Consider the following 21,119-nt stretch of genomic DNA (forward strand, 5'->3'; position numbering starts at 1 on the left):
GACCCGCAGACCTCGGACCGTCCGAACGCCCGAGCGCCCGAGCACCCGTGCCTGAGGCAGCCGGACGCTCTGGCGTCCGGTGCCGGGCCGGGCGGCGGCACGCCGTCACACCTCTTGACGGCGCAGCCGGTACAGCCCGCCCCAGGCCGCCGCGCCCGCCCACAGGGCCATGATCAGCAGGCCGGTCCAGTGCCCGTAGGCGATCTGCGGGTCGTCGCGGTAGAGCAGTGCGTACCGGCCGGCCCGGTCGGGCAGGAACTGCACGCCGTGCCGCACCACCGGGACGCCGGACAGCAGCGGGGACAGCAGGAAGACGGTGGGCAGCAGCAGGCCCATGGCCGCGGTGAGGTTGCGCAGGGCGGCGGTCAGCCCGAGGCAGAGCACCACCAGCAGGACCGGGTAGAGCACGCCGGCCGTGGCGCTGCGCACGAGCGCGGGGCCGTTCCAGCGCTCCGGTACGAACGCGGCGTAGCCGGCGAACGCCCCGGCCGTCCCGACCAGTCCGACCGCGAGGGCGACGGCCGCGCCGAGGGCGAGCTTGGCGCCGTAGAGGCGGCCGCGCTGCGGGACGGCGGTCAGGGAGAGGCCGATCATGCGGGTGCCGAACTCCTGGCCGAACAGCAGGACGGCGAAGCAGACCAGGGCCGCCTGGCCGAAGTTGAGGCCGTAGTGGACGCCCACGCCCGGGTCGGCGGTGATGCTCTCGTCCTTCCCGCCGAGGGTGGCCGCGACCGCGGTGGTGAACCCGACCGTGAGCAGCAGGCCGACCAGCGGGGTGATCCAGAGCGAGCGCAGGGTGGTGAACTTGATCCGTTCGGCACGCAGGGCGCTACGGACCGGGGAACCGGGCACGGTCGTCGCGGCGTTCACGCGGCCACCGCCCGGTACTCGACACTGTCGGCTGTCATCCGCATGAAGGCTTCCTCCAAGGAGTCCTGTTGGACGGCGATCTCGAACAGCACCACGCCGTCGGCGGCGGCCAGGGCGGCGACGGACTCGGCCGTCGCGCCGGTCACCTCCCAGGCGCCGTCCGCCGCGGGTCGCGCGTCCAGGCCCGAACGCTGAATCAGCGCGGCCAGCCGGACCGGGTCGACGGCCCGCACCCGGATCCTGGTCCGGCCGTGGCGGTCGATGAAGTCGGAGGTCGCCGCGTCCGCGAGCAGCCGGCCCCGGCCGATCACCACCAGGTGGTCGGCGGTCAGCGCCATCTCCGTCATCAGGTGCGAGGAGACCAGCACCGCCCGGCCCTCGGCGGCCAGTCCGCGCAGCAGCATGCGGATCCAGCGGATGCCCTCCGGGTCGAGGCCGTTGACGGGCTCGTCGAGCATCAGCACCGGCGGGTCACCGAGCAGCGCCGCGGCGACCCCGAGGCGCTGGCGCATGCCGAGCGAGAAGCCGCGGATCCGCCGTCCGACGGCCCCGGTCAGCCCGACCCGGTCGAGCACCTCGTCGACCCGGCGCTCCGGGAGGCCGTTGCTCGCGGCCAGCCAGCGCAGATGGCCGCGAGCCGTACGGCCGCCGTGCAGGGCCTGCGCGTCGAGCAGTGCCCCCACCCGCCGCAGCGGGTGGTCGAGTTCGGCGTACGGGCGGCCGTCGACCAGGGCCCGGCCCGCGGTCGGGCGGTCGAGGCCGAGGACCAGCCGCATGGTGGTGCTCTTGCCTGCGCCGTTGGGCCCCAGGAAGCCGGTCACCACCCCGGGGGCGACCTCGAAGTCGAGACCGTCCACCACCCGGGCCCCGCCGTACTCCTTGGTGAGTCCCTCCACCGTGATCACGAGCTGTTCTCCCTTCCTCCGTGCTTCGGTGACTCCATGGGACCGCAGCCCGGAGGCCCGGCGGATCCCGCCCGGGAGGGGATCTGCCTCCCTCCCGAGAGGGAGGCCGCGCACCGCGCTGACCTGGCAGGATGACGCGATGCCCCGGATACTCGCGCCCCTGCTGAGCGCCACCACCTACGCGCGGTGGCTGCACCTGGTGATCGGTCTGGTCTTCGTCGGCGTGGTGCTGATGGTCTATCCGGGCATCGAGGGGCCCGGGCGGGGCGAACTGCTGGTGCGGGCGGCGTGCGTGGACACGGTGCTGCTGGTGCTCGCCGCGCTGGTGCCCGCGATGCGCCGAGCAGAGGGGGTGCAGGCGCGGCTGCTGCTCGTGCCCGGCCGTGAGCAGGACATCGGTGTCCGGCCCGCCCGCGGCTGGGCCGACCGGCGTCGGACGGCCCTCTGGCTGCTCGGCCGGGTGGTGCTCGGCGGGCTCGTCGGCGGGGCCTCGGTGCTGCTGCCCGCGACCGCCGTCGACCTGGTGCTGCGGCCGGAACCGGTGGTGTTCGGGCTGCGGTTGGGCGGGGGCGCCGGCCTGCGGTGGGCGCCGCTGCTGGCCCCGGTGCTGCTGTTCGGGCTCGGCTGGCTGGTGGTCTGGGGCGGCCGGCTCCAGCTGGCGATGGCGGTCCGGCTGCTGGGGCCGTCCCCGGCGGAGCGCCTGGCCGCCGCCGAGCTGCGCGCCGAACGCCTGCTGGAGCGCAATCTGCTGGCGCGCGAGCTGCACGACTCGATCGGCCACGCGTTGACGGTGACGGTCCTCCAGGCCGGGGCGGCGCGCGAGGGCGGCGACCCCGAGTTCGCCGCCAGGGCGCTGGAGGTCATCGAGGAGACCGGCCGGCGGGCGATGGACGACCTGGAGCGCACGCTCGCCCTGCTGCGCGACCCCGCCGACCAGGGCGTTCCGGGTGTCCCGGGGCGCGGCGCCGACGGCGACCGGGACGCGCGGGAACGGCCCGGGATCGACCGGCTCCCCGCCCTGTTCGAGACCGCCAGGGCAGCCGGCAGCCCCGTCGAGGCCCGGGTCGACGTCCCCTCCGGCGCCCTCCCCGGGGTGCTCTCCCGCGAGGGCTACCGGATCGTGCAGGAGGGTGTCACCAACGCCCTCAAGTACGCGCCCGGGGAGCCGATCAGCGTCCGTGTCGCGGTCCGGGACGGCAGCCTGGAACTGTGCTGCGCCAACGCCCTCCGCCCACCGTCCGCCCGCTCCCACGGCGGCTCACCGCGCCGGGGCGGCAAGGGACTTCGGGGCATCCGCGAACGGGCCGTTCTGCTGGGCGGCGAGGCCGCGGCCGGCGTCGAGTCCGGCGACTGGGTGCTGACCGTTCGGGTACCCCTACGCTTGGGCGGGTGACGATCGACATTCTGCTGGCCGACGACGAGGAACTCGTCCGGGCCGGCCTGCGGGTGGTGCTGGAGGCGCAGGGCGACTTGCGGGTGGTGGGGGAGGCGTCGGACGGCGCGGAGGCGATCGCGCTCGCCCGCCGCCTGCGCCCGCACGTGGTCCTGATGGACGTCCGGATGCCCGGCCTGGACGGCCTCGAGGCCACCCGCGAACTCGTCCGCGACGCCGCCGCGCCCGGCGGGTACGCGCCCAGGATCCTGGTCGTCACCACCTTCGAGATCGACGACTACGTCTACCGGGCGCTGCGGGCGGGCGCCGACGGCTTCCTGCTCAAGCGCACCCGGCCGAGCGAGATCGCCCAGGCCGTACGGCTGGTGGCGGCCGGGGAGTCGCTGCTCTTCCCCGCCCAGATCCGCCGCCTCGCCGCCGGCCGGGGCAACCCGGCGGCGCGCGGGACGATGGCCCGCGCCGCGTTGACCGAACGCGAGAGCGAGGTACTGCGCCTGGTGGCCCGCGGGCTCACCAACGCCGAGATCGCCGAGCAGCTGTTCCTCGGGGTGCAGACGGTGAAGACGCACGTCAGCAGCATGTTGGCGAAGCTCGGCGCGCGGGACCGGACCCAGGCGGTCGTCCTCGCCTACGAGTCGGGGTTCGTGACGCCCAGCGAGTGACCACCGAGGCCCACGGCGGCAGTTCAGCAGTTCGGCAGGTCGGCAGGTCGGCAGGTCGGCAGAGCGGGGAGGGCGGTAGGCGGCGCTCAGGCGGGATAGGCGTGCGTCTGGGCGGCCTTGACCGCGGCCCAGACCGTGGAGCCGCGCGCCAGGCCCAGTTCGGCGGCCGCCGCCGGGGTGAGGTCGGCGGCCATCGGAACGGCTCCCGTCAGATCGGCCCGCACCTGGTCGCCGTGCAGGTCGAGCCCGTTGACCGTCAGTTCCCAGACGTTGCGCGCGCTGCCCTCCGGCCGTGAGCCGTGGAGCACGACGGCGGACGGTGGGAAGGCGACGAAGACCGGCCCGGACAGATCCTCGTCGGTGGTCAGCACGGCGCCGTCCGGCAGCGTCACCCGGTGCCCGGCCGAGGTGCCCCGGTAGAGGTTCAGCCCGACCAGCCGGGCGATGTAGTCGGTGCGCGGCCGCCGCGCGATCTCCGCCGGCAGGCCGGACTGCACCTCGCGTCCGCCCTCGATCACCACCAGCCGGTCGGCCAGCACCATCGCGTCCAGCGGATCGTGCGTCACCAGCACCGCGACCGCCTCGAACTCCGCCAGGTGGCGCCGCAGCTGTGCCCGCACGTCGAGCCGGGTGCGGGCGTCCAGGGCGGCCAGCGGCTCGTCCAGCAGCAGCAGCCGCGGCCGGACGGCCAGCGCCCGGGCGAGCGCCACCCGCTGGGCCTGCCCGCCGGAGAGCCGGGCCGGACGGGCGGCGGCGTGTTCGGCCAGGCCCATCCGCTCCAGCCACCCGGCGGCCTCGGCGCGTGCCTCGCGCTTGGAACGGCCCCGGCAGCGCGGACCGAAGGCGACGTTGTCGAGGGCACTCAGGTGCGGGAAGAGCAGGTAGTCCTGGAAGACCACACCGACCGGGCGTTCCTCGGCGGGCGTGTGCAGCCGCCGGGCCGGGTCCTCCAGGACGTCGCCGTCCAGCCGCAGGTGACCGGCGCCGAGCGGCAGCAGACCGGCCAGCGCGCGCAGGGCGGTGGACTTCCCGGCGCCGTTCGGGCCGAGCAGCGCGACCACCTCGCCGGGGGCGGCGGTGAGGGCGAGGTCCAGGGTGAAGGCGGCGCGGTCGACCCGCAGCCGGGCGTCCAGTCCGGCGGCGCCGGGGTGGGTGGTCATCGGCGTGGCGCTCCGGGAACGGGGAGGGTGACGGGGACGGGCGCGGCGGGCGGCCTCACGGCGCGGACATCCAGCGTTCGCGCAGGCCGGCCAGCACCGCGATCGACACCACCAGCAGCACCAGGGACAGCGCGATCGCCGCCTCCGGGTCCGACTCCATCGCGAGGTAGACGGCCAGCGGCATGGTCTGCGTGCGGCCCGGGAAGTTGCCCGCGAAGGTGATCGTCGCGCCGAACTCCCCGAGCGCCCTCGCCCAGGCCAGTACGGCCCCGGCGCCGATGCCCGGGGCGATCAGCGGCAGGGTGACCCGCCGGAAGGCCGTCAGCCGGGAGGCGCCCAGTGTCGCGGCGGCCTCCTCGTAACGCGGGTCGGCGGCGCGCAGCGCGCCCTCGACGCTGATCACCAGGAACGGCATCGCGACGAACGCCTCCGCGATCACCACGCCGGTGGTGGTGAACGGCAGGGTGATGCCGAACGCGGAGTCCAGCCAGGAGCCGACGATGCCGCGCCGGCCGAGCACCAGGAGCAGCGCGACGCCGCCGACCACCGGCGGCAGTACCAGCGGCAGCGTGACCAGGGCCCGGACCAGCCGCCGACCCGGCAGCTCGGTGCGGGCCAGCAGCCAGGCCAGCGGCACGCCGAGGACCAGCGACACGGCGGTGGCGGCCGTCGCGCAGACGAGCGAGAGGCGCAGCGCCTCCCACACCTGCGGGCTGGTGAGCTGCTCCGGGAGCGCGCTCCAGGGCGCCCGGACCAGCAGCCCGACCAGGGGGAGGACGAGGAACGCCAGGCCGAGCAGAGCGGGGAGCAGCAGGGCCGCCGGCACCCGGCCCGCCCGCCGCCGGCCGTGGCGGCGCGGCCGACCGGACCCCGGGGCAGGCCCCGGGCCGGAGCCCGGGACCGCTTCGTGGCCCGAGGAGCCCCCGGACCCGGCGCCGCCCGCCGTGCCGTCGGCCGTGCCGCTGCCGTCCGCGCGGCCGGTGCGACGGATCACGGCGCCTGGAAGCCCGCCGCGGTCAGCACCTGCTGCGCCTCGGACGACTGGATGTAGGCGACGAAGGCGGCGGCGCCGTCCTTGTTCGGCGCCTTGGCCAGGGCGGCGATCGGGTAGTCGTTCACGGCCTTGGCGGCCTCGGGGAACTCCACGCCGTCGATCTTCGCAGCATCGGCCTGCACATCGGTGCGGTACACGAGCGAGGCGTCGACCTCGCCGAGTTCGACCTTGGTCAGCGCGCCCTTGACGTCCTGCTCCAGGGTGACCGGGGTGAGGTTGACGTTGGCGGCCTTGAGCGCGGTCAGCGCGGCGGCGCCGCAGGGCACCTCCTTCGCGCACAGCGCGACCTTCACGCCCGGCGCGGCCAGGTCGGCGAGGCCGGCGAAGTGCTTGGGGTTGCCCTTGGGGACGGCGATGGCGAGGGTGTTGCGCACGAAGGTCTTCGGCTCGCCGGTGGCGCCGCCCGCGTCGGTGACGGTCTTCATGGTGGCGGGGCTGGCGGCGGCGAACACGTCGGCCGGGGCGCCGGAGTTGATGCTCGTGGCGAGGGCCGAGCTGCCGCCGAAGTTGAAGGTGACCTTGGCGCCGGGGTTGGCGGCCTCGAACTTCTTGCCGAGGTCGGTGAAGGTCTCCTTGAGCGAGGCGGCGGCGAACACGGTGACCGTCCCGGTGGCCTTCGGGACGCCGGCCGCGCCCGTGCCGGTGCCGGTCGCCGCGCCCGTGCCGGGAGCGGCGGGGGAACTGCTGCCGCTCTTGGCGTCGGTGTCGCCGTTGCTGTTGCAGGCGGTGGCGCCGAGGGCGAGGACGAGGGCCGCTGCCGCGGTGGCGGTGAGCCTGCTGGCGGTGAGTCTGCGGATGGTCATTCCTTGGCTTCCCCTCCTGGGCGCGCCGGGAGGGGCGCGGGGTCAATGCCGCAGGTGCGGCCATTACGCCGATCATAGTGCCGCATATGCGGGCCGAATTTCGTCTGTCTCATCGCACAGGCCAGGGATGCCGAAGCGGGTGGCGGGTCTGTCGGAAGACGCAAGAGGCCCCGGGGCGCCCCCGTGGGAGCAGGCGCCGCGTCCACGGCCACGGTCGCACCCGGAGCGGGCGCCGCGTCCCGTCGTGCGCCACCTCCGAGGGGCGCGGGGCGGACGACGAGCGCGGGGTGGCGCGCGTCGGCAGCGTCCTGTGCGCCCCTTCTGTGCCGATTACCCGGCGGTTACGTTGGGGACGGAACGGGGGCACGACCGGCCGGTCGCGCGGTCGGGGGCGGGGAGCCCGACCGGGGGCGGGACCGGTGAGGCGCACGACCGAGGAGGGGACATGTCGCTGACCGCCGCGACGACCAGCACCACCGGTACCGCCGCCACCATCACCCGGATACCCGGACCGCCCGGACTCCCGCTCGTGGGATCGCTGCTCGACCTGACCCGGCGCCCGCTGCGGACGTACCTCGACGCCCGCCGCGACTACGGCGACGTCGTCCGCTTCACCGCCGGGCCCCCCGGACTGCGCGCCGAGTTCTACGCGGTGTTTTCCCCGGAGGGCGCACACCAGGTGCTCGGCAGCGAGGCGGCCAACTTCCGCAAGGACAACAGCTTCTACGACGAACTGCGGACCAGCCTCGGCAACGGCCTGCTGACCAGCCAGGACGGCGACTACCACCGCCAGCGCCGGCTGATCCAGCCGCTCTTCACCCGGCGCCGGGTGGACGGCTACGCGGCGGCGGTCGGACAGGAGTGCGCGGTGCTCGCCGACCGCTGGCGGGTGGCGCCCGGCGGCGTGGTGGACGTCGCCGAGGAGATGTCGCGGTTCGCGCTGCGCACGGTGTCCCGGATCCTGTTCGGCGCGGACGTGGAGGCGGCGGTGCGGGTGGTGCACCACAGCTTCCCGGTGCTCGGCGAGTTCGTCCTCGAACGCGGCTTCGCGTCGGTGAAGGTGCCCCGCGGCTGGCCGACGCCCGCCAACCGGCGCGCCGCCGGCGCGCAGCGCGACCTGTACGCGGTGTGCGACCGGATCATCGGCGAGCGGGCGGTGCGGCGGGCGGCGGGCGTGGCCGACGCCGCCGGTCCGGACGACCTGCTGGAACTGCTGACCCGGGCCCGGGGGGAGGACGGGGAGCGGCTCGACCCGGCCGAACTGCGCGACCAGGTACTGATCTTCCTGCTCGCCGGGCACGAGACCACGGCGACCTCGCTCGCCTTCGCGCTGTTCCTGCTGGCCAAGCACCCCGAGCAGCGGCGCCGGGCCCGCGAGGAGGCGGACGCCGTCCTGGCCGGCCGGGCGCCGGTGGCGGCCGACCTGGAGGAGCTGCCCTACCTCACCCGGGTGATGAAGGAGGCGATGCGGCTCTACCCGGCCGCCTCGCAGATGGGGCGCCGCTCGGTGGCCGAGTCGGTGATCGACGGGTACGTGGTGCCCGCCGGTGCCCAGGTCATCCTCGCGCCGTGGGTGACCCACCGGCACCCGGACCACTGGGAGCAGCCGGACCGTTTCGACCCGGACCGCTTCCTGCCCGAGCTGGAGAAGGAGCGGCACCGGTACGCCTGGTACCCCTTCGGGGGCGGGCCGAGGGCCTGCATAGGGCAGCACTTCTCGATGCTGGAGTCGGTGCTGGCACTGGGCACGCTGCTGCGGGACTTCGAGTTCGAGGCGGTGGACCGCGGTGTCCGGCTGGGGCAGGGCATCACGCTCCAGGTGCGGAGCCCGATGCGGGTCCGGCTGACGCCGCGCGGCTGACGGGGAGCGGCCGGGCCCGCGGGGCTGCCGCGCGAGGGAGCCGGACACGGCGGGCCCGGCCGTGGGCCCCGCCGTCACGGCGGCCGGGCCGGTCGGGGCACACGACCGCAGCATTCGAACACAACGCCCCGGTGCCGCGGGCGGATTCGCGGATCCTCGCGGCCGTCGGGCGGCCGGGCCGATAGCGTCCGGTGCACCCCGGGTCGGAAGCGCACGCACGGACGGCACAAGAAGCACCGTTGCCGCACCACCCCGGCCGCCGCGCGGAGTCCGCCCGGCCCGGGGGCACACCCGCCCGGCCCGGGCGGCCCCGGCTCACTCCTGGCCGGCCCGACGGCGCTCCGGGGAGCGGTGGCCCCGGGAGGTGGCCGCCCGGTGAGGGCGGGCCCGGACAGTGCCCGCCCCGGTGAGCGGCGGGCCCGGCTGTCGGGACTCCGAACGCCACCGCGCCCGCCCGCCGTCCGCGCATCGCCTCCGGGAGGGCCGGAGGCTTCCCGAGGCACTTTGCAAAGTCCTGGCGCACTTTGCAAAGTGCGCCAGGACTTTGCAAAGTGCCTCGGCGTCAGCCGGATCTGCTTCTCGTCCCGCACACGAATGGCTGCGGAACGGTGGGACGACGAACTATGATGTGATGTGCGTCACAACGTCATGGCCGGCGGGCCGAAATCCACCGAACGGGCCTTCGGGGTACCGATTTCCGAGGGGGCGGGATGGGAGTCATGGCCGGTTGTCGGGGTGGCGCGGACCCGGACCCGGACCCGGGTCCGGGTCCGGCCGCGGATCCGGCCGCCGACCCGCTTCCGGCGCCGCGCCCGTCGGTCGAATCCGCGGAATTCGACCGGGTGTTCACGGAGCTGCTGCCGAGGCTCCAGCGCGCCGCGGCCCGCATGCTCGGGGATCCGTTCGGCGCGGGCGATGTTGTCCACGAGGCGTATCTGCGGATCGCCCGGAATCCCTCCCGCTTCCTCGGCCATCCCCGGCCCTACGCCTACGCGTTCACCGCGATGGCGAACGTCGTGCGCGACGAGTGGCGCCGCGACCGCCGTTGGCTGCTCCCCTGTGAGGCGTTGGAGGACGTCGCACCGGTCGGCGGCCTCGCGGCGGTCGCCGGCCGGGGCGGCGTGTACGACGATCCCTCGGCCGGCGGGGTGGCGGAGCTGCAGGCGCACTGGGAGGTGGTGCGGTTGCTGCGCTGTCTGACGGCGAAGCAGGCGCGGGCGGTGGTGCTGGTCGACCTCGACGGGTACAGCCTGGAGGAGGCCGCCGCGCTGCTCGGCGTGCACCGCTCCACCCTGGCGGTCAACCGGCGCCGGGCGCTGGACCGGTTGCGGGGCATCCTCGAACGGGAGCGCGATTCACTCGCCGGGGCCGGCCGCCCGCCCGGTGACCTCCCGCCCGGCCGTCGGCCGGATTCCGGGCCCGACCGCCCGGCCGCCCGCCGGTCCGGCCGCCCGCCCGGGCACGTGCCGGGGGCGCGAGCCGGGTCCGACGCACCGGTCTGACGGCATGTCAGCTCAGCCCCGGTCTCGCCCCGTACGCTGCAAATCGTGATCACGTACGAGGAGCATCGGCTCCGCTCCCTGGTGGACGAGGGCCGTTGGATCGAACTGCTGGGCGCCTACCGGCAGGCCCGTGCCGCCGCTGTCGCGCTCGACCTGGCGGGCGACCCGGCGGGCGGCGACCCGGCGGCCGGCGGGTCGGCCGGCGTGGGCCCGGCGGGCGGCCCCGGGGCGGCCGGTGCCCGGGCGGTCGCGGCCGCGCAGGGCCGGGCCGGCATCGCCACCGCCGCGCTCGGCCACCTGATCGCGTACGCCGCGCCGCCCGAGGTGGCCGCACGACTGTTCGACACGGACGGCGGGCCCGGCACCGCGGCGGGGGTGGCCGACCACGACGCCGGGCCGCTCTGGGAGGTGCTGGCGACCCGGCACACCTGGCGGCGGCTCGCCCCGCTGCTCGGCCCGCCCCCGGTGCGGCGGCTGGTCGCGCAGACCCGGGTACTGCTGGGCGAGGACCTCTCCCGGGGCGCCGAACCGGACCCCGAGGGGGTGCCGCTGCTGCTCGAGCCCTGGGAGTCGGTGGGGCGGGCCGAGGGCATGCCGGTCCGGGAGTACCTGCGCCAGGGCGGTTCGCGCAGCGCCCTGCTGACGCTGCCCGCCAGCCGGGAGGGGCTGGCCCGGGTGGAGCTGCCCGAACCCGGGATCCGGCTGCCGGGGCAGCCGGCCACCCGGGCGCTGGCGGAGCTGGCCGGCTGGGCGCGGACGGTCTGCGTGCGCGGACCGGCGGCGGGGGCCGCCGCCCAGCTCGCGCCGGGGCCGGCGGTCACCGGCGGGTACCTGCCGTTCGCCCTCGCCTGGCCGGCGCTGGTGCAGGCGGGCATCGCGGACCGCGCGCACGGCGCGGCGCACGGGAGGCTGGCGCTGTGGCGGGTGCTGACGGCGATGACCGGCGCCCAGCGGCCGGAGTCGGCGGACCGGGCGGAGGTCCGCGCCCTGGTCGCCCGGATGCGCTGCTTCACCTGGGACGATCCGGCCGACCGGCTGCGGCACCTGCATCTCGCGCTGGAGGATCCGGCGACCGGGCTGAGCTGGGCGGTCAGCGGCTCCGAGGAGGTCTGAACGGGCCGGTCGCCCCAGGGGTCGGGCCCGAGGGCGGGTGGTCCGGGCCCAGGGGTCCCGGACCCGGGCCGAGGGCCCGGTCGGTGCCGGGGACACGAAGGACCCCTGGTCCGGCGCCTTTTCCGGGGGGTTGGGCGGGGCGCCGGACCAGGGGAGCGGGGGACGGCGCGGCTCAGGCGGCCGTCGTCGTGGTCGCCGCAGCAGTGGCCGCAGTGGCGGCCGGGACCGGGACCGGTGCGGGCGGCGCCGTCCCGGCCGGGACGGCGGGCTCCGGCGCCGGGGCGCCGTGCGGGTCGGCGTCCAGCAGCGTCCGCTCGTCGAACGGCACCGCGCCCGCCAGCACCTGCCGGGCCCGCTCGCGGTCGAGCTCCCCGGTCCACTGGCCGATCAGCACGGTGGCGACGGCGTTCCCGGCGAAGTTGGTGAGCGCCCGGGCCTCGGACATGAACCGGTCGATGCCGACGATCAGCCCGACGCCGTCCACCAGGGCCGGCTTGTGGGACTGGAGCCCGCCCGCGAGGGTGGCCAGTCCGGCGCCGGTGACGCCGGCCGCGCCCTTGCTGGCGATCACCATGAAGACCAGCAGCGACAGCTGCTCGCCCACCGACATCGGCTTGTCCATCGCCTCCGAGATGAAGATCGAGGCCATGGTCAGGTAGATCGCGGTGCCGTCCAGGTTGAAGCTGTAGCCGGTCGGGACGGTGATGCCCACCACCGGGCGGCTGACGCCGAGGTGCTCCATCTTGGCGATCAGCCGGGGGAGGGCGCTCTCCGAGGAGGAGGTGGAGAGGATCAGCAGGAACTCGCGGCCGAGGTAGCGCAGCAGGGTGAAGATGTTGACGCCGGCGACCAGGCGCAGCAGGGTGCCGAGCACCACGACCACGAACAGGGCGCAGGTCAGGTAGAAGCCGACCATGATGACGGCGAGGCTCTTCAGTGCGGCGGTGCCGGTGGCGCCGACCACGGCGGCCATCGCCCCGAAGGCGCCGATCGGCGCCACCCACATGATCATCGCCATGACCCGGAAGACCAGCCGCTGCACGTGCTCGATGCCGCGCAGTACGGGGGCGCCGGCCGGGCCCATCGCCTGCAGGGCGAAGCCGGCCAGCAGGGCGATCAGCAGGGTCTGCAGCACCTTGCCCTCGGTGAGGGCGGAGAGCATGGTGGTCGGGATCATCCCGAGCAGGAAGTCGGCGGTGGACTGCGCGCCGCCGGCGGCGGCCTGGGCGTGGCCGGACTTGGCGAGGGCCGCGGTCAGGTGGAGGCCGCCGCCGGGCTCCAGCAGGTTGCCGACCAGCAGGCCGATGCCGAGGGCGACGGTCGACATGGCGAGGAAGTAGCCGAGCGCGAGGCCGCCTACCTTGCCGACCTTGGCGGCCTTGGTGACCGAGCCGATGCCGAGCACGATGGTGCAGAAGATGACCGGGCTGATCATCATCTTGATGAGGTTGACGAATCCCGTGCCGACGGGCTTCAGCTCCACGGCGAAGTCCGGTGCCGCCAGGCCCACCGCGACGCCCGCGACGACCGCCGCGATCACGGCGAGATAGAGGACGTGGGTGCGGTCCTTCGGTCTGGCGCCCGCGGCGGCCGCTGCTCCGGTGATCGACATCTGTGGCTCCTTCGCCCTGCTGTGCCCGGCACCGCGTGCGCCGTGGGGGGTTGCGCCCACGAACAGGCGCCCGTCAAGGGGGGTCCGCGACGGGTGCGTGTCCGTGGGCGTGCGCATGGGTCCGCCCTCGTGGAGGGTGTGCCCATGGGGGGTGCGCCGGCCCGCGGTCCCGGGGGCCCGGGTGGTGGGCCGCTCCGACTATGGCGTCCGGGCGTGACGCGGGTCACGTTTGCGTTCATAGAGTTCACATCGCCGCGGGCTCCGTACCCCGGTCCGTACCGGCGGGGCCGTGGTGCACACTGACAGGCATGTCCGCGCGTACCCCTCTCCCGCCGCGCCGGCTGGTGCGCAGCCTGGCCGGACAGCTCTTCGTCGTCCAAGTGGTCATCGTCGCCGCCGTGGTCGCGGGCGGGGCGGTGCTCGCCTACCTGTTCACCGCCGGGCGGGCCGACGACGCGGCCCGCCGCCAGGTCACCGCCGTCGCCCGCGCCGTCGCCGACTCGCCGACCGTTCGCGAGGCCGCCGGCGCACCCGACCCGACGGCCGTGCTCCAGCCCTACGCCGAGCGGGTGCGGGTCGACACCGGGGTCTCCTTCGTCACCGTGATGGACACCGCCGGCATCCGCTGGACCCACCCGCTGCCCGAGCAGATCGGGCGGCCCTTCCTCGGGCACATCGACTGGGCGCTCGCCGGGGAGACCCGCAGCGAGACCTACACCGGCACGCTCGGGTCCTCGGTGCGGGTGGTCACCCCGGTGCTGGACGAGCGGCACCGGGTGGTGGCGCTGGTCAGCGCCGGCATCACGGTGCAGTCCATCTCGGCGCAGCTGCGCGGCCCGCTGCTCGCGCTGGTGGGGGTCGCCGGGGCCGCGCTGGCCGTCGGCGGGATCGGCACCTACCTCGCCAACTCCCGGCTGCGGCGGCACACCCACGGCATGGGACCGGCCGAGCTCAGCCACCTCTACGAGTACCACCAAGCCACTCTGCACGCCGTCCGGGAGGGGCTGGTCCTGCTCGACCGGGACCACCGGGTGGTGCTCTGCAACGACGCGGCGCGCGAACTCCTGGGCCTGGAGGGGCCGGTGGAGGGCCGACCGGTCGACGGGCTGGGGCTGCCGGACGCCCTGCTGGCGGCGGTCTCCGGGGACGCGCCGGTCCGGGACGAGGTCCATCTGACCGCCGAGCGGGTGGTGGTGCTCAACACCTCCACCATCGGCACCGGGCTCGGCCGGGTCCTCACCCTCCGCGACCACACCGAACTCCAGGCGCTGAGCGGTGAACTGGACTCCGTGCGCGGTTTCACCGAGGCGCTCGGCGCGCAGGCGCACGAGGCCGCCAACCGGCTGCACGCCGTCGTCTCGCTGATCGAACTCGGCCGTCACCGGGAGGCGGTGGAGTTCGCCACCGCCGAACTGGCCCTCGCCCAGCGGCTCACCGACCGGGTGGTGGCCGCCGTCGGCGAACCGGTGCTGGCCGCCCTGCTGCTGGGCAAGGCCGCCCAGGCGGCCGAACGGGGGGTGGAGTTGACGCTCACACCGGACAGTTCGATCGACGACGGTGTGCTGCCGCCGCGGCTGACCGCCCGCGACCTCATCACCGTGCTCGGCAATCTGATCGACAACGCCGTGGACGCCGCGATCACCGGCGCGGCCGCGAACCCCGGACCCCCGGAGGTCACCGTCACCGCCCGGATCGACGGGGACCACCTGCTGCTGCGGGTCGCCGACACCGGGGCCGGCATCGACCCGGGCGCGGTCGACGACGTGTTCCGGCGCGGGTGGAGTACCAAGCAGGACGGCCGCGCGGGCGGGAACGGCGCCGGCAACGGCGACGGCAACGGCGGGACCGGCCGAGGGAGCGAGCAAGGGACCGGCCGAGGGGCCGAGCAGGCGAACGGCCGGGAGGACGGCAACGGGACCGGCGGCAGCGTCGGCCACGGCCACGGCCACGGCCACGGCCACGGGCGCGGACTCGGGCTCGCCCTGGTCGCCCAGGCCGCCCGGCGCAACGGCGGCACCGTCGCGGTCGGTCGGGAGCGCGGTGCGGTGCTCACCGTCCGGCTGCCGCTCGACCGCCCGGCGCGCGAGGGCGCGGGGGAGCACCGGCGCGTGGCGGTGGCCCCGTGAGCCGCGACACCGGTCGGGCCGGGGGCCCCGAACGGACCGGGGGCGCCGAACGGTCCGGGGGCGCTGAACGGGCCGAGATCTCCGTCCTGGTGGTCGAGGACGACCCGGTGGCCGCCGCCGCCCACACCCTCTACGTGGGGCGCGAGCCGGGATTCCGGGCGGTCGGCACCGTGCACGGCTGCGCGGAGGCACTGCGCTTCCTCGAGCGGGCCCGGGCCGCCGGGCGCCCCGTCGACCTGCTGCTGCTCGACCTCTACCTGCCCGACGGGCACGGCCTGCAGCTCTGCGGCACCCTGCGGGCGGCCGGGCACACCACCGACGTCATCGCGGTCACCTCGGCCCGCGACCTCGCGATGGTCCGCCGCGCCGTGTCCGCCGGTGTCGTCCAGTACCTGCTGAAGCCGTTCGCGGCCGCCGCGCTGCACGACCGCCTGGAGCGCTACGCCCGCTACCGGGACACCCTCGCGCGGACCGGTCCGGCCACCGGGCAGGACGAGGTCGACCAGGCGCTCGCGCTGTTGCGGATGCCCGAACGCACCGCCCTGCCGAAGGGGTTGAGCGCTCCGACGCTGGACACCGTGGCCGGGGTGCTGCGCGCGGACCGTACCGGCCTCTCGGCCGGCGCCGCGGGTACGGCGGCCGGTGTCTCGCGGATCACCGCCCGCCGCTACCTGGAGCACCTGGTGGACACCGGCCTCGCCGTCCGGGAGCCCCGTTACGGCACGGTCGGCCGGCCGGAGCTCTGCTACCGCTGGACGGGCGGCTCCGGCGGCCCCAGTGGCTCCGGCGGCCCCAGTGGCTCCGGCGGCCCCGGTGGGGCGGACGCTCCGTGAGGTGGGGTCAGCGGGCCACGAACTGGGTGAGCAGGGCCTGCACCTCGTAGATGTCGACGCCCTTGGTGAAGTTCTTGGATATCGGCAGCGCGGCGCCCGAGACCCAGATCTTCAGCTCGGCGTCCAGGTCGAAGCTGCCCGCGGTCTCCACGGCGAAGTGGGTGATCGAACGGTAGGGGATCGAGTGGTACTCGGTCTTCTTGCCGGTGATGCCCTGCTTGTCGACCAGGATCAGCCGGCGGTCGGTGAACAGGAAGGCGTCGCGGACCAGCTGGTAGGCGGCGTGGACCTGCTCGCCCTGGCCGAACAGCCGGGCGAACTCCTTCTGGGCCTCGGCGTTGTCGATCCGGTGCGCGTTGCCGAAGAGTGCCATGCGGGATTCCTTCGCTCGGGCACCCGGTGCGGGTGCGTACGGAGCCCGAGTCTGACACGTCGGTGATCATGGCCGCGGGTCACCCCTGCCCCTGCCCCTGCCCCCGCGCCCGCCCGGGACCGGGGGCCGGGGCGGGCCCGGCCCGGTCAGTGCTCCGCGCGCTCGGCGAGGGCGAGGTAGCGGTCGTCGGTGTCCGCGAAGGCCACGAGGCGCCAGCCGGTGGCATCGAGCAGGGGGCGGAGGTTGGGTTCGGCCCGGAGGTCGTCCGGGGTGAGGGGGCGGCCGTGGCGGGCGGCGAGGGCGGCGCGGCCCACGGGGTGGAACAGTGCCAGCCGGGCGCCGGGCCGGCCGACCCGGGCGAACTCCCGCAGGGCCTGGACCGGGTCCGGCAGGTGGGAGACCAGTCCGGCCGCGAACACGGCGTCCAGTGCGGCGTCGGGCAGCGGGAGCCGGGCGCAGTCCGCGAGCAGCAGGGCGGCTGTGCCGGGATGCCGCGCGGCGGCCTCGGCCAGCATCTCGGGCGTGACATCGGCGCCGAACACCCGCCCGGCCGGGCCGACCGCGGCGCGCAGCGGCGGCAGGGCGCGGCCGGTGCCGCAGCCCGCGTCGAGCACCGAGTCGCCGGGGCGCAGGGCGAGTTCGGCGATCGCGGCGGCGTATCGCGGGCCGTCGTCCGGGAACTTGGCGTCCCAGCCGGCGGCGCGGACGCCGAAGAACTCCCGGGTGCGGGCGAGTCCGGCGGCACGGCCGGCCGGGGTGTCGTCGTCGGCGGGGGTGGCGGAGCCGTTCCGGGGCGAGGGTGGCATGCGGCGAGGGTAGCGCGCCGGCCTCGGCCGGAGGCCGTGACCTCCGGCCGGTCCGGTCGTTGAGGGAGTGGGCCGACTGTCACTCGCAAGGGTGGTTCCGGCGCCCCCGGACGGATCAGGGCAGGTCAGACAAGTAAGGTTAGGCTCACCTAATTTTCTGGGAGTCCGCCTTGACGCTCGCCGCTGAGCCCGCCACCGGTCCGACCGTCCCCCGTGCCGCCGCCGTTCCCGCGCCGGGCCCGGCGCCCGCGCCCGCCGCCGGGGCGGCGTCCGGGCCGAGCGCCGTGCTGCGCCGCCAGCGCCTGCGCGAGTCCGCCGCCCGCACCTACGCGCGCTCGTTCCCGATCGTCCCCGTGCGCGCCAGCGGCATGACCGTCGAGGGCGCCGACGGCCGCCGCTACCTCGACTGCCTCTCCGGCGCCGGCACCCTCGCGCTCGGCCACAACCACCCCGTGGTGCTGGCGGCGATCCGCCGTACCCTCGACAGCGGCGCCCCCCTCCACCTGCTCGACCTCGCGACCGCCGAGAAGGACGACTTCACCACCGCCCTGTTCGAGAGCCTGCCGCCCGCCTTCGCCGACGGGGCGCGGGTGCACTTCTGCGGGCCCGCCGGGACCGACGCCGTCGAGGCCGCGCTCAAGCTGATGCAGACCGCGACCGGCCGTTCCGGCGCGCTCGCCTTCACCGGCGCCTATCACGGCATGACCGCCGGATCCCTGGCGCTCACCGGCAACGTCGCCGTCAAGGAGCCGCTGCCCGGCGGTGGCGAGGTCGTCCGGCTGCCCTACCCCTACGGCTACCGCTGCCCGTTCGGGGTCGGCGGGGAGGCGGGGGCCGAACTGTCGGCCACCTACGTCGAACGGCTGCTCGACGACCCGGCCGGCGGCGTCGTCCCGCCCGCCGCGATGGTCCTGGAGGCCGTGCAGGGCGAGGGCGGTGTCGTTCCAGCGCCGGACGACTGGCTGCGCACCATGCGCCGGATCACCGCCGAGCGCCGCATCCCGCTGATCGTCGACGAGGTGCAGACCGGTGTGGGCCGCACCGGTGCGATGTGGGCGGTCGAGCACAGCGGGATCGTGCCCGACGCGATGGTGCTCTCCAAGGCGATCGGCGGCAGCCTCCCGCTCGCCGTCGTCGTCTACCGGGAGGAGTACGACGGCTGGCGGCCCGGCGCCCACACCGGCACCTTCCGCGGCAACACGCTGGCCATGGCGGCCGGAGCCGCCACCCTGCGCTACGTCGCCGCCAACGGGCTGGCCGAACGGGCGGCGGTGGTCGGCGACCGGATGGTCGCACGGCTGCGCGCGCTGGCCGGGGAACTCCCCGCGATCGGCGACGTGCGCGGCCGCGGGCTGATGATCGGCGTCGAACTCGTCGACCCGGCCGCGGAGCCGGACGCCTGCGGGGCCCGCCCGGCCGCCCCCGGACTCGCCGTCCGGGTCCGCGAGGCCTGCCTGGAACGCGGGCTGATCGTCGAACTCGGCGGGCGGCACGACGCCGTCCTGCGGCTGCTGCCCCCGCTCACCATCACGGACGAGCAGACGGCCGCGGTGCTGGACCGGCTCGCGGACGCCGTCGCGGCGGCCTCCGCGTGAGCGGCGGCCCGGGGGAGGGGCCCGAGGGCGGTACCGAGGGCGGTACCGGGGAGGGGCCCGGGGGCGGTACCGGGGACGGGACCGAGGGCGAGATCGGGACCGGGGCGGATGCCGGGGCCGGGCCGGGCCGCGGCGCTTCCTGGCCGGACCCGGCCGAGGGGGCCGACGCACCGCTCGACGCCCTCTCCGGCGGCGTCGGCGGACCGGCAGCGCTCGGCCCGCTGCTCGCCACCGTCCTCGACGCGCTGGAGACCGGAGCCACCCGGCGCGGCGGCCCGCTGCCGACCGGCCGCCCCGGCGACCTCGCCGCCCTGGTCGACCGGGCACTCGCCGCCGCCGAGGGCCCCGACGCCCTCGCCCGCCTCACCGAACTGCTCGCCCACGGCGCCGCCGACCCCGCCGACCCGTTCTGCGCCGCCCACCTGCACTGCCCGCCGCTCGCCGTGGCCGCCGCCGCCGACCTCGCCGTCAGCGCCCTCAACCCCTCCCAGGACTCCTGGGACCAGGCCCCCGCGGCGACGGCACTGGAGACCGCGGTGCTGGCCGAACTCGCCGCCCTGGTCGGCTACGACCCCGCCCGGGCCGCCGGCGTGGTCACCTCCGGCGGCACCGAGTCCAACCTCATGGGCCTCATGCTCGCCCGCGACCAGAAGCTCGACGGCATCGTCGAACTCGACGGGCTCCTCGGCCTGCCCGCCGGCGTCCGGCCCCGGATCTTCGCCTCCCGGGCCGCGCACTTCTCGGTCCAGCGGGCGGCCGCCCTGCTCGGCCTCGGCGAACGCGCCGTCGTCCCGGTCGACGTCGACCGCGACCTGAGGATGGACCCGGCGGCGCTCGAACGCGCCCTCTCCGAGGCCAGTTGGGCCGGACACACCCCCGTCGCGGTGGTCGCCACCGCCGGCACCACCGACACCGGAGCCGTCGACCCGCTGCCCGCCGTCGCCGAGCTCGCCGCCCGCTACGACGCCTGGCTGCACGTCGACGCCGCGTACGGCGGCGGCGCCCTGCTCTCCGACCGGCTCGCCCCCCTGCTCGACGGCATCGAACGCGCCGACTCCGTCTCGCTGGACTGGCACAAGCTCGGCTGGCAGCCCGCCGCCGCCGGGGTCTTCCTGGTGCGCCACGCCGAGAACTACGTCTCGCTCGCCCGCCGGGCCGTCTACCTCAACCCGGCCGACGACGAACAGGCCGGCTACCCCAGCCTGTTGGGCCTCTCCCTGCGCACCACCCGACGGCCCGACGCCTTCAAGCTCGCCGTCACCCTGCGCACCCTCGGCCGGGCCGGACTCGGCCGGCTCGTCGACGCCTGCCACGACCTCGCGCGGTCCGCCGCCGACGCCGTCCGGGCCGAACCGGAACTGGAACTGCACGCCGAACCCGTGCTGACCGCCCTGCTGTTCCGCTACCGGCCGGCGGCCGGGCCGGGCTCCTCGCAGTCCGGCCCCGACCCGGCCGCGCTGGACCGGGTCAACGCCGAACTGCGGCGCGAACTGCTGCGCGGCGGACGGGCCGTGGTCGGCCGGACCGAACTGCCCGGCGAGGGCCCCGGCCGGGTCCGGCTCAAGCTGACGCTGCTCAACCCGCACACCACCGCCGAGGAGGTGGCCGGACTGATCGCCGAGGTCGTCCGTGCGGGCCGGGAGACCTGGCGGTGGGTCGGGCGGTAGTACGGCCGCCGGGTCAGACGGCTCCGGTGGGGGTGGGCACGGCCGCCCGCAGGTGGTAGTCCACCTCCACCGAGACGGCGGGCTCCTCGGCCCTGCCCCGGACGGTGAGTTCGTGGTTGCCGGGCGCCAGCGGGTCCAGCCGCACCCACAGGCCGCACGACCAGGTGTTCTCGGAGCCGGTGGCGGTCGCCCCGAAGGCGTTGCCGGCGACGGAGTACAGCTGGATCCGGGTCGCGCCGAGCGGCTCGGCCGTCAGCGGGACGCCGTCCAGCGTGGCGCTGCCCTGGGCCCGGTCCATGAAGACCGTGCAGTCTGCGGCCTCGCCGACCATGGTCACCAGCGGGAACAGCACCGGCAGTCCGACGGGGACGGCGCAGGTCCGCCCGACCGGGCCCCCGCCGGTCGTTCCGGCCAGGTACCAGATGTCCTCGTGCTGGCGCTCACCGCACCACCGGCCGTCCCGGTCGAGCACCGGGCTGCGGTTCGCCTCGCTGCCCGACGCCCAGTTCCACCAGCCGTACTGCACCTCCGCCGAGGTCAGCGTGTGCACCGCGAGCGGCGGGCTCGGCGACTCCGACGGCTCCTCGGCCGGCGCGGGCGGGGCCGTCGCCGCGGTGTCGTGTTCCGGTGCGGCAGTGCAGGCCGTGGCCAGCAGCAGGGCACCGAGGAACAGGGCGGTCCGTCGCCGTGAAGTCATGATCGTGGAGTCTACGAGCCCGGTCACCCCTCGCGCGCCCGGTTTCCGCGGTGCGAACCACCGCCCGGCCCGGCCCGGGGCACCGGC

At 75.9% G+C, this 21,119-nt stretch carries 18 protein-coding genes; 9 read left to right on the forward strand and 9 right to left on the reverse strand.

Annotation, left to right across the window (positions count from 1 at the left end; all coding sequences use genetic code 11):
* Window positions 1-105: 105 nt before the first annotated feature.
* Together ACIPYS_RS29645 and ACIPYS_RS29650 are read right to left on the reverse strand one after the other, a co-directional pair.
* Complete coding sequence (locus ACIPYS_RS29645; RefSeq protein WP_400751757.1) at window positions 106-870, reverse strand: hypothetical protein; 765 nt, start codon at window positions 868-870, stop codon at window positions 106-108.
* Complete coding sequence (locus ACIPYS_RS29650; RefSeq protein WP_400751760.1) at window positions 867-1,775, reverse strand: ABC transporter ATP-binding protein; 909 nt, start codon at window positions 1,773-1,775, stop codon at window positions 867-869. The genes ACIPYS_RS29645 and ACIPYS_RS29650 overlap by 4 nt, the downstream gene beginning before the upstream one ends.
* 139 nt (window positions 1,776-1,914) lie before the next feature.
* Between ACIPYS_RS29650 and ACIPYS_RS29655 the strand changes: the two genes are divergently transcribed.
* Together ACIPYS_RS29655 and ACIPYS_RS29660 are read left to right on the forward strand one after the other, a co-directional pair.
* A complete protein-coding gene (locus ACIPYS_RS29655) occupies window positions 1,915-3,168 on the forward strand; it encodes a sensor histidine kinase (RefSeq protein ID WP_400751763.1) in 1,254 nt (417 codons plus the stop codon).
* Window positions 3,165-3,830: a response regulator transcription factor gene (locus tag ACIPYS_RS29660; protein ID WP_093859656.1), complete on the forward strand. Its 666-nt coding sequence runs from the start codon at window positions 3,165-3,167 to the stop codon at window positions 3,828-3,830. The genes ACIPYS_RS29655 and ACIPYS_RS29660 overlap by 4 nt, the downstream gene beginning before the upstream one ends.
* 86 nt (window positions 3,831-3,916) lie before the next feature.
* Here ACIPYS_RS29660 and ACIPYS_RS29665 read toward each other — a convergent pair whose 3' ends face one another.
* The 3 genes from ACIPYS_RS29665 to modA all read right to left on the reverse strand — a co-directional run bounded on the left by ACIPYS_RS29665 (window position 3,917) and on the right by modA (window position 6,847).
* Window positions 3,917-4,990 carry an ABC transporter ATP-binding protein gene (locus tag ACIPYS_RS29665; protein ID WP_093859655.1) on the reverse strand — a complete coding sequence of 358 codons (1,074 nt, stop codon included), beginning with the start codon at window positions 4,988-4,990 and terminating at the stop codon, window positions 3,917-3,919.
* 55 nt (window positions 4,991-5,045) lie between these two features.
* Window positions 5,046-5,816, reverse strand: coding sequence for an ABC transporter permease (locus tag ACIPYS_RS29670; RefSeq protein ID WP_093864756.1), 771 nt, complete (start codon window positions 5,814-5,816; stop codon window positions 5,046-5,048).
* 164 nt (window positions 5,817-5,980) lie between these two features.
* Window positions 5,981-6,847: a molybdate ABC transporter substrate-binding protein gene (gene modA, locus ACIPYS_RS29675; RefSeq protein WP_400751769.1), complete on the reverse strand. Its 867-nt coding sequence runs from the start codon at window positions 6,845-6,847 to the stop codon at window positions 5,981-5,983.
* Between the two features lie 445 nt (window positions 6,848-7,292).
* On the opposite strand from modA, the gene ACIPYS_RS29680 reads away from it, so the two are divergent.
* From ACIPYS_RS29680 to ACIPYS_RS29690, 3 genes are all read left to right on the forward strand, one after another.
* Window positions 7,293-8,708, forward strand: a complete 1,416-nt coding sequence (locus ACIPYS_RS29680; RefSeq protein ID WP_400751772.1) for a cytochrome P450 — start codon at window positions 7,293-7,295, stop codon at window positions 8,706-8,708.
* A gap of 842 nt (window positions 8,709-9,550) precedes the next feature.
* Window positions 9,551-10,210, forward strand: a complete 660-nt coding sequence (locus ACIPYS_RS29685) for an RNA polymerase sigma factor (protein WP_400751775.1) — start codon at window positions 9,551-9,553, stop codon at window positions 10,208-10,210.
* 45 nt (window positions 10,211-10,255) lie between these two features.
* A complete protein-coding gene (locus ACIPYS_RS29690) occupies window positions 10,256-11,323 on the forward strand; it encodes a hypothetical protein (RefSeq protein ID WP_400751778.1) in 1,068 nt (355 codons plus the stop codon).
* A gap of 172 nt (window positions 11,324-11,495) precedes the next feature.
* Here ACIPYS_RS29690 and ACIPYS_RS29695 read toward each other — a convergent pair whose 3' ends face one another.
* On the reverse strand, window positions 11,496-12,935 hold the full coding sequence (locus tag ACIPYS_RS29695) for a cation:dicarboxylate symporter family transporter (RefSeq protein WP_093859650.1): 1,440 nt from the start codon (window positions 12,933-12,935) through the stop codon (window positions 11,496-11,498).
* A 308-nt stretch (window positions 12,936-13,243) separates the two neighbouring features.
* Between ACIPYS_RS29695 and ACIPYS_RS29700 the strand changes: the two genes are divergently transcribed.
* Complete coding sequence (locus tag ACIPYS_RS29700) at window positions 13,244-15,061, forward strand: ATP-binding protein (RefSeq protein ID WP_400751781.1); 1,818 nt, start codon at window positions 13,244-13,246, stop codon at window positions 15,059-15,061.
* A gap of 77 nt (window positions 15,062-15,138) precedes the next feature.
* Window positions 15,139-15,894, forward strand: a complete 756-nt coding sequence (locus ACIPYS_RS29705) for a response regulator (protein ID WP_400751950.1) — start codon at window positions 15,139-15,141, stop codon at window positions 15,892-15,894.
* 7 nt (window positions 15,895-15,901) lie between these two features.
* Here the strand turns inward: ACIPYS_RS29705 and ACIPYS_RS29710 are convergent, their stop codons facing one another.
* Together ACIPYS_RS29710 and ACIPYS_RS29715 are read right to left on the reverse strand one after the other, a co-directional pair.
* Complete coding sequence (locus ACIPYS_RS29710; RefSeq protein WP_093859648.1) at window positions 15,902-16,267, reverse strand: PH domain-containing protein; 366 nt, start codon at window positions 16,265-16,267, stop codon at window positions 15,902-15,904.
* Between the two features lie 146 nt (window positions 16,268-16,413).
* Window positions 16,414-17,073 (reverse strand): class I SAM-dependent methyltransferase, encoded by a 660-nt coding sequence (locus ACIPYS_RS29715; RefSeq protein WP_400751785.1) that lies wholly within the window; start codon window positions 17,071-17,073, stop codon window positions 16,414-16,416.
* A gap of 284 nt (window positions 17,074-17,357) precedes the next feature.
* On the opposite strand from ACIPYS_RS29715, the gene ACIPYS_RS29720 reads away from it, so the two are divergent.
* Together ACIPYS_RS29720 and ACIPYS_RS29725 are read left to right on the forward strand one after the other, a co-directional pair.
* Entirely contained in the window at window positions 17,358-18,668 is a 1,311-nt protein-coding gene (locus ACIPYS_RS29720) for a diaminobutyrate--2-oxoglutarate transaminase family protein (protein ID WP_093864754.1), read from the forward strand.
* On the forward strand, window positions 18,665-20,335 hold the full coding sequence (locus ACIPYS_RS29725; RefSeq protein ID WP_400751788.1) for a pyridoxal phosphate-dependent decarboxylase family protein: 1,671 nt from the start codon (window positions 18,665-18,667) through the stop codon (window positions 20,333-20,335). The genes ACIPYS_RS29720 and ACIPYS_RS29725 overlap by 4 nt, the downstream gene beginning before the upstream one ends.
* Window positions 20,336-20,348: 13 nt before the next feature.
* Here ACIPYS_RS29725 and ACIPYS_RS29730 read toward each other — a convergent pair whose 3' ends face one another.
* Window positions 20,349-21,032 carry a signal protein gene (locus ACIPYS_RS29730; RefSeq protein ID WP_400751790.1) on the reverse strand — a complete coding sequence of 228 codons (684 nt, stop codon included), beginning with the start codon at window positions 21,030-21,032 and terminating at the stop codon, window positions 20,349-20,351.
* Window positions 21,033-21,119: the final 87 nt, after the last annotated feature.

Origin of the sequence: Kitasatospora sp. NPDC089913, assembly GCF_044748625.1 — a bacterium.
GTDB lineage: Bacteria > Actinomycetota > Actinomycetes > Streptomycetales > Streptomycetaceae > Kitasatospora.